The organism is Pseudomonas sp. SWRI81, assembly GCF_014268545.1.
Classification (GTDB): Bacteria; Pseudomonadota; Gammaproteobacteria; order Pseudomonadales; family Pseudomonadaceae; genus Aquipseudomonas; species Aquipseudomonas hamedanensis.
The window spans coordinates 1-12,623 of the sequence record NZ_JABWQS010000019.1; the positions used below are offsets into that span (position 1 = coordinate 1).

The window sequence follows — 12,623 nt, forward strand, 5'->3', positions numbered from 1 at the left end:
GGTATACCGCAATCGCGAGCAGGCTCACTCCTACAATGGTTTTTGGTGTCCTGAAGAGTTGTGTTACAGGCCTACAACATCCTCAGCCTGCAACCCCTTCTCGCCAGTAATCACGGCGTACTCGACCTGTTGACCTTCGGTCAGCGAGCGATGCCCTTCGCCGCGAATCGCGCGGTAGTGCACGAACACGTCCGCTCCGTCTTCGCGCTGGATAAAGCCGTAGCCCTTGGCGTCGTTGAACCACTTCACGTTGCCGGTTTCGCGTGTTGCCATCTGTTCATACTCCTTTTTTATTATTGAACGGGCTTTTCGCAGGAAAGCCTTCGAGGAACGTCAGCCTGCGTCCGACGTCCACAAGAGGGCACCGGCAACAGACCGCCGAGTATATGACAGGTGCGGAAACTCTCAACAGGAGATTACTTCGGCGCTTTTTTGCCGATTTTCCGTGAATCCGGCACACTATCGACCGCCCGAGCGCCTGCTCGGTTTTATTCACTCACGCAGAAGCCGTATGACCCGTTCCCCGTTCCGCCGTCTTGTGTTTGGCACCCTGCGCCGCTTGTTGTATCTCTGGGTTCGCTCCGAGACCATCAACCAGTCGTCGTTCACCCTCAACCTCGACCGCAGTCGTCCGGTGTTCTACGTCCTGCAAAACCCTTCGCTGACCGATCTGGCCGTGCTCGACACCGAGTGCACCAAGGCCGGACTGCCGCGTCCGGTGCTGGCGGTATCGGTGGGTTCGCTGATCGAGCCGGCAGCGTTTTTCTATCTGACGCCGGACCCGGACTGGCTTGGCCGCCAGGACAAGCGCGGTGCGCCGCCAACGTTGACCCGACTGGTCAGCGCATTGACCCAGAACGCTGCCGAAGACGCGCAAATCATTCCGGTCAGCGTGTTCTGGGGCCAGTCGCCGGACAGCGAAAACAGCCCGTGGAAACTGTTGTTTGCCGATAGCTGGGCAGTGACCGGTCGCCTGCGTCGGTTGCTGAGCATCATCGTCCTCGGCCGCAAGACCCGCGTGCAGTTTTCCGCGCCGATCCACCTGCGCGAACTGATCGATCACAACAAGGGCCACGAGCGCACCGTGCGCATGGCCCAGCGCATCCTGCGCGTGCACTTCCGCAACCTGAAAGCAGCAGTCATCGGCCCGGACATTTCCCACCGTCGTAACCTGGTGAAGGGTTTGCTCAATCAGCCGTTGGTCAAGCAGGCGATCCTCGACGAAGCCGAGCGTGAAAATATCTCCCCGGAAAAAGCCAAGGCCCAGGCCCTGCGCTACGGCAACGAGATCGCTTCGGACTACACCTACACGGCGATCCGCTTCCTCGAAGTGGTGCTGAGCTGGTTCTGGAACAAAATCTACGACGGCATCAAGGTCAACCACATCGAAGGCGTGCAGAACGTTGCTCAGGGTCACGAAGTGATCTACGTGCCGTGCCACCGCAGCCACATCGACTATCTGTTGCTTTCGTACCTGCTGTTTCGCAACGGCCTGACCCCGCCGCACATCGCCGCCGGGATCAACCTCAATATGCCGGTGATCGGCAGCCTGCTGCGCCGTGGCGGCGCGTTTTTCATGCGCCGCACCTTCAAGGGCAATCCGCTGTACACCTCGGTGTTCAACGAATACCTGCACACGCTGTTTACCAAAGGCTTCCCGGTCGAGTATTTCGTCGAAGGCGGCCGCTCGCGCACCGGGCGCATGCTGCAACCAAAAACCGGGATGCTTGCCATCACGTTGCGCAGCTTCCTGCGCTCGTCGCGCATGCCCATCGTGTTTGTGCCGGTGTACATCGGTTACGAGCGCGTGCTCGAAGGCCGCACTTACCTGGGCGAGTTGCGCGGGGCAAGCAAGAAGAAAGAATCGATCTTCGATATTTTCAAAGTGATCGGCGCGCTCAAGCAGCGCTTCGGCCAAGTCGCGGTGAATTTCGGCGAGCCGATCAAACTGGCGGAGTTCCTCGACGCTGAACAACCGGACTGGCGCCAGCAGGAACTCGGCCCGCAGTTCAAACCGGCGTGGCTCAACGAAACCACCAACCGCCTCGGCGAAAAAGTCGCCCGGCACCTCAACGAAGCGGCGGCGATCAACCCGGTGAACCTGGTGGCACTGGCCCTGCTGTCGACCACGCGTCTGGCGCTGGATGATCGCGCCATGGCACGGGTGCTGGATCTGTATCTGGCGCTGCTGCGCAAGGTACCGTATTCGCCGCACACGACATTGCCCGAGGGCGATGGCCGCGCGCTGATCGAACATGTGAAGGACATGGACCTGCTCGCCGAACAGAACGACGCACTGGGCAAGATCCTTTATCTGGACGAGCAGAACGCCGTCCTGATGACCTACTACCGCAACAACGTGCTGCACATTTTTGCGCTGCCGTCGCTGCTGGCAAGTTTCTTCCAGAGTACCTCGCGCATGAGCCGCGAGCAGATCCTGCGCTACACCCGCGCGCTGTATCCGTACCTGCAATCGGAGCTGTTCATCCGCTGGAGTCTGGAGGAACTTGATGCGGTGATCGATCAGTGGCTGGAAGCGTTCGTCGAGCAGGGTCTGCTGCGGTTCGAGAAGGACCTGTACCTGCGTCCGGCACCGAGTTCGCGACATTTCGTCCTGCTGACGCTGCTGTCCAAAAGCATCGCCCAGACCTTGCAGCGCTTCTACATGACTGTGTCGTTGCTGCTCAACAGCGGCCAGAACAGCATCAGCGCCGAAGAGCTGGAAGACCTCTGCACAGTCATGGCCCAGCGCCTGTCGATCCTGCATGGTCTGAATGCGCCGGAGTTCTTCGACAAGAGTCTGTTCCGCCACTTCATCCAGACCCTGCTGGACCTCGACGTGCTGCGCCGCGACGAAGCCGGCAAACTCAGCTACCACGAACTGCTCGGCGAACTGGCCGAAGGCGCAGCCAAGCGCGTGCTGCCGGCGGAGATTCGCCTGTCGATCCGCCAGGTGGCGTTACATCGCAGTGAAGATGCGGCGGATCAGATCACGCCACAGCCTGAGGCTTGATGCCTTACCCCTGTGGGAGCGAGCCTGCTCGCGAAGACGGAGTGTCAGTCGACATTTATTTTGACTGAACCACCGATTTCGCGAGCAAGCCCGCTCCCACACTGAAAGGAGATTCATCCATGAAAAAACTACTGACCCTTGCCGCCGCCACGCTGCTCAGCGCCTGCCAATCAACCGCCCCCGCCGGCAAGGCCAGCCTCGACGGCGAGGTCTTTTACCTGCAACGCATCGCCCTGCCACCGAGCGCCACCCTGAGCGTCAGCCTGCGAGACGTGTCACTTGCCGATGCGCCAGCCGTTGTCCTCGCCGAACAGAAAGGCCCGGTCAAAGGCCAGGTGCCGTTGCCGTTCCACTTGAGCTACGATCCGGCGCAGGTCAAACCCGGCCATCGTTACTCGGTCAGCGCACGCATTGAAGTCAACGGCGAGCTGATGTTCATCACCACCGAAAACCACGCCGTGCAACTCGACGGCAACGACCCGCAGCCGCTGAAAGTCCGCGTCGACGCCGTTCGTTAATCCACCTCGCCACAAGGAAGCCGCCATGCGCCGCCCTACCCTTCGCTTCGCCGCCGCCTGCGCCGGCCTGCTGATCTCCGCCAACGCCCTGGCCCTGTCGCTCAACGACCTGTCGCAACAAGACGCCACCGGCGGCCTCAAAGACGCCCTGACCCAAGGCGCGCAGATCGCCGTCAAACAACTCGGCACCCCGGGCGGCTTCAGCAACAATCCCGAGGTCAAAATCGAACTGCCGGGCAAACTCGGCAAAGCCGCAAGCAAGATGAAAGCCTTCGGCATGGGCGCCCAGGTCGAAGAGCTGGAAACAGCGATGAACAAAGCCGCCGAATCCGCCGTGACCCAGGCGCAACCGATCCTCGTCGACGCCGTGAAGAAAATGAGCGTGGCCGACGCCAAAGGCATCCTCAGCGGCGGCAACGACTCGGCGACCCAATACCTGAACAAATCCAGCCGCGAACAGATCCGCGCCAAATTCCTGCCCATCGTCAAACAAGCTACCGACAAGGTTGGCGTCGCGCAGAAATACAACTCCTTTGCAGGTCAAGCTGCGGCCTTCGGCGTGGTCGATGCGAAGAGCGCCAATGTTGAAAGCTACGTCACCGAGCAGGCGCTCAATGGCCTGTTCGAGATGATCGGCAAACAGGAAGAAACGATTCGTCAGAACCCGGCCGCAGCGGCGACGAGTCTGGCGAAGAAGGTGTTTGGTACGCTTTAAACGGTCATCACACAGGGGCGAAGTGATTCGCCCTCAAGTCATTCAGCCTTTTTCGGTAAACCTCGGTAAATCCGACCACGGCTCGCAAAATAACTGAACACTGAAGCTCGATGAAATAAGTCAGATCCAGTTCATCTGCCTCGGTGTGCAGATAGGAGCGTCCGTATTTCACCGGCGCATTGCGCAGCAACAGACTGATCGCAATGTAGCGAAACGCAGCAAACTCGTGTTTGAACATGAACCAGTAGAAAAGCGCCCGGGCGACCCGACCGTTACCGTCGCGAAAGGGGTGTTCAAAACCCAATGCGAAATGCAGCGTGATGGCCTTGATCATTGGATGCAGAAAGTTGTTGTCCAGAATCGAGCCATCGGGCTGGTTGATCCAGCCGGACAGCCTCGCCAACCGCAAAACCAATCCAGCAACAGGAGGCGGTCGGTGCACGGTGTTGCCCGCACCATCCTGAACGACTACTTCATCATTGGTTCTGAACATCCCGGGTGAATACTGCTCGTCATCGATCCCCTCCACACCCACTCGATGGATCTCTGCAATCAGCTCAACGCTCAGTGGTTCATAGCGCTTTTCCCAGGCGAAATTCATCATTCGATAATTACCCATCACCATGCGCTCATCCGGCGTACGCGGCTGGCGCTGATGCTTGAGCATGTCCTTGGCAACACGAGTCGTGGTCGCCGCGCCCTCCAGTTGGCTACTGGCGATGGCTTCGTCTTCAATCAAATCATTGAGCAGGTAGGAGAAATGCACACGCTCGCCGATCTGACTGGTCATGTACTCCAGCGCGGCGGTACTGGTGTGACGATCCACCACAGATATGGTTTTCTGAGCCAACGGCGTCGACACATATTTGCCCCACTGCACCGGTTCGCCCAACGGCAACAAATTGACGTACTGCGCCGCCCGAGCCTTTTTCACCAACGCCCAACAGAGGTTCGCGTCCAACCCTGCAGCCCAGCGATAGCGCAACGCCTCAAAGGGCAAATATCGCCCCTGATCATCGAGCGGCTTCAGCAATGCCAGGTAATCGGGCAGACGCTGTTTATGTGGCGGGCGGGCCAACAGGTCGAAGACAGGATCGGTTCTGCCAGTTAATGTCGGTGGTTTCATCGGGGCAGACTCAGGGATTCGGGAAAACAGAACCCGGAGTACAGCATCTGACAGGCAGCGTCTCAAGATCGGAGGTTTCTGAAAAAGATGTAGGAAGGGAGCGAGGGCTTGCGGATGGAAATGTGTAGGCTGTCAGGCCGCCTTCGCGAGCAGGCTCGCTCCCACAAAGGGAATGGGTGTATTCAAATAGAAATAGGTCGGCTGCCAGGCCGCCTTCGCGAGCAGGCTCGCTCCCACAAAGGGAATGGGTGTATTCAGATAGAAATAGCTCGGCTGTCAGGCCGCCTTCGCTGGCAAGCCAGCTCCCACAAAAGCCGAGCCAGAGCCAGAGCCAGAGCAACCAGTCCAGCCCCACGCGGCGAAGCCGCCCCACTCAACAATGAGCGCAAGCTCGAGTACCGCTCTTGATCTTGATCCACGGGCGACGTCGGAAGGCTGAGTGGAGGGATTGATCCGGGCGTGGGAGCGCAGCGACCGTCTGGCGCAGCCAGACACAGCGGAAGGAGGTGCAGCGAAGCAAACCGGAAACGCTGCGCCCGGATCGATCCCGCAGCGAAGGAACCCGAGCCTGCGAGGGCCGAACGCAGGAGCAAGCGTTTTGGGTTACCTTTTTGGCGTTTGAAAAAGGTGACCCGCCGTAAGGGCGGAACCGTAATCAGCAACCCCCACAGCAACGGATATACACCCAAAACCCCCTAGTCATGGTCGGCCCGAAGGCCGCCAAGACAAAGAAACTCAAGCCTCCTTACGCACCCGAAACCAGGCCGCATACAACGCCGGCAAAAACAACAAAGTCAGCGCCGTAGCCACAATCAACCCACCCATGATCGCCACCGCCATCGGCCCGAAAAACACACTGCGCGACAACGGAATCATCGCCAGCACCGCCGCCAACGCCGTCAACACAATCGGCCTGAACCGCCGCACCGTCGCCTCGATAATCGCCTGCCAGGGCTTAAGCCCGGACGCAATATCCTGCTCGATCTGATCGACCAGAATCACCGAATTACGCATGATCATCCCCGACAGCGCAATCGTCCCCAGCATCGCCACAAACCCGAACGGCTGACGGAATACCATCAGAAACAGTGTCACCCCGATCAACCCCAACGGCGCCGTCAGAAACACCATTGCCGTGCGCGAGAAACTGCGCAGTTGCACCATCAGCAAAGTCAGCACCACCACAATAAACATCGGCACCCCGGCATTCACCGACTTCTGCCCACGCTCGGAATCCTCAACGGTGCCGCCGACGTCCAGCAGATAACCATCGGGCAGTTCGGCACGAATAGAATCCAGCGTCGGCATGATCTGCTTCACCAGAGTCGCCGGTTGTTCCTTGCCATAAATGTCCGCTCGCACCGTCACGTTCGGCAGCCGATTGCGGTGCCAGATGATGCCCTCCTCGAAACCGTATTCCAGCGTGGCAATCTGCGACAGCGCGACACTGCGGCCGTTATCGGTCGGCACCGCGAGACTCGGCAGCAACGACAATTCAGTGCGTTCATGCACGGTGCCGCGCAGCAGAATTTCGATCAATTCGTTGTCTTCGCGGTACTGGCTGACCGTCGAGCCGACCAGTGAACTCTGCAGGAATTTCGCCAGATTGGCCGTGCTCACCCCGAGGGCGCGGGCGCGATCCTGATCGATGTTCAGATAGACGACCTTGCTCGGCTCTTCCCAGTCCAGATGGACGTTGACCACATGCGGGTTCTCGCGAACCTTCGCTGCCACCTTGCGGGCCAGCGCGCGGACCTCCTCGATGTGTTCGCCAGTGACGCGAAATTGCACCGGATAACCAACCGGCGGGCCGTTTTCCAGACGCGTGACCCGCGAACGCAGGGCCGGGAATTGTTCGTTGAGGGTTTCGATCAACCAACTGCGCAGCGCTTCACGCTCTTCGATGGTTTTCGCCAACACCACAAACTGAGCAAAACTTGCCGCCGGCAGTTGTTGATCCAGTGGCAGATAGAAACGCGGCGAGCCGGTGCCGACATAGGCCACGTAGTTGTCGATGCCGGCGTGTTCCTTGAGCAGCGCTTCGAGGCGTTTGACCTCAGCGGTGGTGTTGGCCAGCGAAACACCTTCGGCGAGCTTCAGATCGACCATCAGCTCCAGCCGGTTGGAGGCCGGGAAAAACTGCTGCGGCACGAAGCGGAACAACATCACCGAAGCGATAAACAGGCCAACGGTAAGCACAATCACCGTTTTGCGGTGCGCCACGCACCACTCCACCAGACGCCGCACACGTTGATAGAACGGTGTGGCATACGGATCGGGCTGGCCATTGCCAGTGCCGTGTTTCGCCGCGTGAATTTTCGCCAGATCCGGCAGGAGCTTTTCCCCCAGATACGGCACGAACATCACCGCTGCCACCCATGAGGCCAGCAAGGCAATGGTCACTACCTGGAAAATCGAACGGGTGTATTCGCCGGTGCCCGATTGGGCGGTGGCAATCGGCAGGAAGCCGGCGGCGGTGATCAGCGTCCCGGTGAGCATCGGAAACGCGGTACTGGTCCAGGCATAACTCGCCGCACGAATGCGGTCGAAGCCCTGCTCCATTTTGATCGCCATCATTTCCACAGCGATGATCGCGTCATCCACCAGCAAGCCCAGCGCCAGCACCAACGCACCGAGGGAAATCTTGTGCAAGCCGATCCCCAGGTAGTACATGCAGGCAAAGGTCATCGCCAGTACCAACGGAATGGTCAACGCGACGACCATACCGGTGCGCACGCCGAGGGAGAAGAAGCTCACCAGCAATACGATCGCCAGCGCCTCGACCAACACCTGGACGAACTCACCGACCCCGGTTTTCACCGCGGCCGGCTGATCGGAGACCTTGCGCAATTGCATGCCGGCCGGAAGGTTTTTCTGGATCCGCGAGAACTCGCCCTCCAGCGCTTTGCCGAGCACCAGAATGTCGCCGCCATCCTTCATCGCCACGGCGAGACCGATCGCATCGTCGCCCATAAAACGCATGCGCGGCGCCGGTGGATCGCTGAAACCGCGACGCACGTCAGCGATATCAGAGATGCGGAACGTACGATCGGCGACGCGGATCGGAAAGTTTTTTATCTCATCGACCGTCTGAAAATTCCCCGAGACGCGTAGCTGCAAGCGCTCGCTGCCGGTCTCGAAGAATCCCGCCGTGGACACCGCGTTCTGTTCCTCGAGAGCCTGCTGCACCGCCGCCAGCGGCAAGCCGAGGGTGGCGAGTTTGACGTTGGACAGCTCGACCCAGATTTTCTCGTCCTGCAGCCCGAGCAGTTCGACCTTGCCGACATCCTTGACCCGTTGCAGCTGGATCTGGATGCGGTCGGCGTAATCCTTGAGCACGGCGTAATCGAAGCCGTCACCGGTCAGCGCGTAAATATTGCCGAAGGTGGTACCGAACTCATCGTTGAAGAACGGTCCCTGAATTCCCGGTGGCAGGGTCTGGCGGATGTCGCCGACCTTTTTGCGCAACTGATACCAGAGGTCTGGAATGTCCTTGGAATGCATCGAATCACGGGCAATGAAGGTCACCTGGGATTCACCGGGGCGGGAGAACGACATGATGCGTTCGTACTCACCGGTTTCCATCAGCTTCTTTTCGATGCGTTCGGTGACCTGGCGCGAGACTTCCTGTGCCGTCGCGCCGGGCCAGCGGGTCTGGATGACCATGGCCTTGAAGGTGAATGGTGGGTCTTCGCTCTGGCCAAGTTTGGTGTAGGACAACGCACCGACGACAGCGAGCAAAAGCATCAGGAACAGTACGATCTGGCGATTACGCAACGCCCATTCGGAGAGGTTGAAGCGCATCGGGGCTTACTCCTTGTTCGCCAGATTGACCACACGGTTGGAGCGATCCACCGGCCGCACCTGCTGACCATCGAGCAGCACATGAACGCCAGCGGCCACCACCCAGTCGCTGGCATTCAGGCCTTCGAGCACCGCCACGCTTTTCTCGCCGAAGGGGCCGACCCGCACCGGGGTTTTCTTTAGCGTGTTGTTGCCGTTGACCACCCAGACATAGGTCGCGCCGTTTTCCGCGGTCAGCGCTGAAAGCGGTACTGACAGCGAAACACTGTCGGCCGATTGCACGAAGACGCGGGCGCTCTGGCCCAGTTCAGCCGGGACTTTGCCACTGGTGAACGCGATTCGCGCGGCGAAGGTGCGGGAACGCGGGTCGGCCGATGGCGACAGTTCGCGGATCTGCCCGGCAAAACGCTGATTCTGCTGCGCCCACAACTCCACGGACACCGGCTGACCGACCTTGAAGCGGCCGAAACTCTGCTCCGGCAGGCTGATCAACACTTCGCGCTCGCCATCGGTGGCGAGGGTAAACACTGTTTGCCCGGCGGCGACCACTTGCCCGACCTCAACCGAACGCTTGGCCACTACGCCATCCTGCGGCGCACGCAGCACGGCGTAACTGGCCTGATTGGTCGAGACGTTGAATTCGGCTTTGATTTGTTTAAGGCGGGCTTCGCCGGAGCGGTATAGATTTTCGGCGTTGTCGTAGGCCGAGCGGCTGACCATCTGCCGTTCCATCAGGGTTTTGTAGCGATCCCGTTCGGCGCGCACCAGATTCAGATTGGCTTCGGCGGCGGCGACCTGCGCGCGGGTGGCCTCCAGCTGCAGGCGCACGTCCTGCGGATCGAGTTCGGCCAGCGGCTGGTCGGCCTTCACGCGCTGGCCTTCATCGACCAGTCGTCGGCTGACTTTGCCGCCAATACGGAAGGCCAGATCAGGCTCATAGCGGGCGCGCACCTCGCCCGGATAACTTTCCATCGCCTGCGCCGAAGGCTCGGGCTGTACCACCATGGCCGGTCGCACGGTGACTTTCGTCACCTCTTCCTGACCGCAGGCCGATAACAGGAATGCCAGACTGGCTGGCAATGCAAAGGACAACGCATGGCGGAACATGGTGACGGACCTTTCGCGAATGGGGCTTGGAATATTTATACTGGCGGGTATGGTATTAATAGCAAACTCACCAGTCCAGTATTAAAAACGAAAAATGTCGAACAATCTTTCCGCTCCAAACGGCCCGGGCCGTCCCAAGGACCTGGCCAAGCGCCAGGCCATCCTCGAGGCGGCGAAAACGCTCTTTCTGAGTCATGGCTACGCCAACACCAGCATGGACGCCGTGGCCAGCGAGGCTGGCGTGTCGAAACTGACGGTTTACAGCCATTTCAACGACAAGGAGACGCTGTTCTCCGCTGCCGTGGTCGCGAAATGCGAGGAGCAACTGCCGCCGCTGTTCTTTGAGTTGCCGGACGGCATCGCGGTTGAAGACGTATTGCTGAATATCGCCCGCGGCTTTCACCAACTGATCAATAGCGATGAATCGGTGAATCTGCACCGGCTGATCATGGCCCTTGGCAGCCAGGATCCAAAGCTGTCGCAAATCTTCTTCGAAGCAGGCCCCGAGCGGGTGGTGAGCGGAATGGAAGGGTTGCTGACGAAAATCCACGCCAGCGGCGCGTTGAGCATCGATCAGCCACGCAATGCCGCCGAGCATTTCTTTTGCCTGATCAAGGGCGCGGGCAATTTTCGCCTGTTGTATGGCTGTGGCGAGCCGCTGACCGGGGAAGCGGCCGAGCGGCATGTGCGCGAGGTGGTGGGGTTGTTTATGCGGGCGTACAAACCCTGACTCTTCGCTGCCTGAACTGGCGCTATCGCGAGCAGGCTCACTCCTACAGTGGATTTGCGTTCACCACAGATCAGTTGTGGGAGCGAGCCTGCTCGCGAATAAGGCAACCCGGTCTCACGGCTTGAGCGCTTTCTTCGGGTAGATATCGTACCGGCTCGACTTGCCATCCAGCGCATGGCTCGGTTTCGGCCCCTCAATGCACGGTGCCTTGCGCGGACGCTTGACCACCACCCGGTGCGTCGCCAATGCCAGCGCCGCCTGCAACAGCGCAGGCGCGTCCGGATCATCGCCGACCAGCGGCCGGAACAGGCGCATCTCCTTCTTCACCAATGCGGTTTTCTCGCGATGCGGAAACATCGGATCGAGGTAGATCACCTGCGGCGGCTCTCCTTCCCAGTTCTGCATGACCTCGATGGAATTGCCCTTGAGCAATTTCATTCGCGCGACAATCGGCGCCACCTCGAAATCTTCCGCCGCGCGCGCCAGACCGTCCTCAAGCAACGCACCGATCAACGGCTGGCGTTCGATCAGGCTCATTTCGCAGCCCAGACTGGCCAGCACAAACGCATCCTTGCCCAACCCCGCCGTGGCATCCAGCACCCGCGGGCGCACGCCTTGAGCGATACCGACCGCCTTGGCGATCATCTGCCCGCTGCCGCCGCCATACAACCGACGATGCGCCGCGCCGCCTTCGACAAAGTCGACCCGCACCGGTCCCGGCGCATCCGGGCCGAGCTGTTGCAACTGCAAACCCTGCTCGCCGACCTGCAAGGCGAACTCGCCGTCAGCCTCGTCGAGTGGTAGGCCAAGACGCTCGGCCCACTGCTCGGCTTGCGCTTCAAACGCCGGGCCGAGCGCCTGGACATGGATGCGGCAGGCCGCGGGTGACTCAATCATGAAAAAACGCTCAAAAAAGTTAAGGATCGACAAAAACCGCCGATAAACCATTCAACGCGCATTTTGCCAGAGCTGAGCGTCAACCGAAAAAAATGTCAGGCATTCTTCCCACATCGATTGGCTACATTTCGCCCCATGGCGACTTCAGCCGTCATAACACTCAAGCACTGAGCGGCGTCAGTCACCTGTGGCAGGATTTCTTTGCCCAGGCCCTGGCCGAACAGACGAGTGATGTGGTGCCCGCCTGCGGCACGTTTCCTCCGGTTGACCTGAACAGCCCCGTAGAACCGACCGTCGGCAGCGAGCTGCACGCGCACATCATCAGCCAGCGCGAGTGCGATGTGGTCGAAACCCAGGTTCGCCCGCCAGAACCGCTGTTCCTGCCGATCGCCGAATTTGAAATGGAACTGCTGGACAAGCCGTTCCCACCGTTCCCGCCGGAAGAACTCAAGGCTCAGCAAGAGCAACAGGATTTCGACAGCAGCTGGGTTCGCCCGATCGTCGTCAACAATGGCCAGCCACTGCCAGAGCCGGGCCCTGCTCCGCAGAAACGCCCACTGTACCTGCCGATTGCCGAGTTCGACCTCGACCTGCTGCAAAAGCCTTATCCGCCGTTCCCGCCGGAAGAAATCGTCGAGCAACAGAAGGCGCTGGACTTCGATAATGGCTGGGCGCGCCCGATCGTTCTGCAGAACCTGCGCCTCGCCGCCTGA

At 60.0% G+C, this 12,623-nt stretch carries 10 protein-coding genes; 5 read left to right on the forward strand and 5 right to left on the reverse strand.

Annotation, left to right across the window (positions count from 1 at the left end; translation table 11 throughout):
* Positions 1-63: 63 nt before the first annotated feature.
* Positions 64-273, reverse strand: a complete 210-nt coding sequence (locus tag HU765_RS13960; protein ID WP_186551068.1) for a cold-shock protein — start codon at positions 271-273, stop codon at positions 64-66.
* Positions 274-511: 238 nt separating this feature from the next.
* Between HU765_RS13960 and plsB the strand changes: the two genes are divergently transcribed.
* From plsB to HU765_RS13975, 3 genes are all read left to right on the forward strand, one after another.
* On the forward strand, positions 512-3,013 hold the full coding sequence (gene plsB, locus HU765_RS13965; RefSeq protein ID WP_186621195.1) for a glycerol-3-phosphate 1-O-acyltransferase PlsB: 2,502 nt from the start codon (positions 512-514) through the stop codon (positions 3,011-3,013).
* Between the two features lie 119 nt (positions 3,014-3,132).
* Positions 3,133-3,531 (forward strand): YbaY family lipoprotein, encoded by a 399-nt coding sequence (locus HU765_RS13970; RefSeq protein ID WP_186621196.1) that lies wholly within the window; start codon positions 3,133-3,135, stop codon positions 3,529-3,531.
* Between the two features lie 25 nt (positions 3,532-3,556).
* Complete coding sequence (locus tag HU765_RS13975) at positions 3,557-4,246, forward strand: DUF4197 domain-containing protein (protein ID WP_110645885.1); 690 nt, start codon at positions 3,557-3,559, stop codon at positions 4,244-4,246.
* A gap of 7 nt (positions 4,247-4,253) precedes the next feature.
* Here the strand turns inward: HU765_RS13975 and HU765_RS13980 are convergent, their stop codons facing one another.
* From HU765_RS13980 to HU765_RS13990, 3 genes are all read right to left on the reverse strand, one after another.
* Positions 4,254-5,372 (reverse strand): Fic family protein, encoded by a 1,119-nt coding sequence (locus tag HU765_RS13980; RefSeq protein WP_186621197.1) that lies wholly within the window; start codon positions 5,370-5,372, stop codon positions 4,254-4,256.
* A 735-nt stretch (positions 5,373-6,107) separates the two neighbouring features.
* The gene (locus HU765_RS13985; RefSeq protein ID WP_186621198.1) at positions 6,108-9,176 is read right to left on the reverse strand and encodes an efflux RND transporter permease subunit; all 3,069 of its coding nucleotides are present in this window, start codon (positions 9,174-9,176) and stop codon (positions 6,108-6,110) included.
* A gap of 6 nt (positions 9,177-9,182) precedes the next feature.
* Positions 9,183-10,283 (reverse strand): efflux RND transporter periplasmic adaptor subunit, encoded by a 1,101-nt coding sequence (locus HU765_RS13990; protein ID WP_186621200.1) that lies wholly within the window; start codon positions 10,281-10,283, stop codon positions 9,183-9,185.
* 94 nt (positions 10,284-10,377) lie between these two features.
* Here HU765_RS13990 and HU765_RS13995 point away from each other — a divergent pair, with 94 nt between their 5' ends.
* The gene (locus tag HU765_RS13995) at positions 10,378-11,013 is read left to right on the forward strand and encodes a TetR/AcrR family transcriptional regulator (RefSeq protein ID WP_186551074.1); all 636 of its coding nucleotides are present in this window, start codon (positions 10,378-10,380) and stop codon (positions 11,011-11,013) included.
* Between the two features lie 114 nt (positions 11,014-11,127).
* On the opposite strand, the gene HU765_RS14000 is transcribed toward HU765_RS13995, so the two are convergent.
* Positions 11,128-11,907 carry a class I SAM-dependent methyltransferase gene (locus HU765_RS14000; protein ID WP_186621294.1) on the reverse strand — a complete coding sequence of 260 codons (780 nt, stop codon included), beginning with the start codon at positions 11,905-11,907 and terminating at the stop codon, positions 11,128-11,130.
* Positions 11,908-12,002: 95 nt separating this feature from the next.
* Between HU765_RS14000 and HU765_RS14005 the strand changes: the two genes are divergently transcribed.
* Positions 12,003-12,623: an energy transducer TonB gene (locus HU765_RS14005; protein ID WP_186621202.1), complete on the forward strand. Its 621-nt coding sequence runs from the start codon at positions 12,003-12,005 to the stop codon at positions 12,621-12,623.

Coding starts and splice junctions, on each gene's coding strand:
- HU765_RS13960 (WP_186551068.1), bottom strand. CDS start 273: ATGGCAACACGCGAAACCGGCAACGTGAAGTGGTTCAACGACGCCAAG.
- plsB (WP_186621195.1), top strand. CDS start 512: ATGACCCGTTCCCCGTTCCGCCGTCTTGTGTTTGGCACCCTGCGCCGC.
- HU765_RS13970 (WP_186621196.1), top strand. CDS start 3,133: ATGAAAAAACTACTGACCCTTGCCGCCGCCACGCTGCTCAGCGCCTGC.
- HU765_RS13975 (WP_110645885.1), top strand. CDS start 3,557: ATGCGCCGCCCTACCCTTCGCTTCGCCGCCGCCTGCGCCGGCCTGCTG.
- HU765_RS13980 (WP_186621197.1), bottom strand. CDS start 5,372: ATGAAACCACCGACATTAACTGGCAGAACCGATCCTGTCTTCGACCTG.
- HU765_RS13985 (WP_186621198.1), bottom strand. CDS start 9,176: ATGCGCTTCAACCTCTCCGAATGGGCGTTGCGTAATCGCCAGATCGTA.
- HU765_RS13990 (WP_186621200.1), bottom strand. CDS start 10,283: ATGTTCCGCCATGCGTTGTCCTTTGCATTGCCAGCCAGTCTGGCATTC.
- HU765_RS13995 (WP_186551074.1), top strand. CDS start 10,378: ATGTCGAACAATCTTTCCGCTCCAAACGGCCCGGGCCGTCCCAAGGAC.
- HU765_RS14005 (WP_186621202.1), top strand. CDS start 12,003: ATGTCAGGCATTCTTCCCACATCGATTGGCTACATTTCGCCCCATGGC.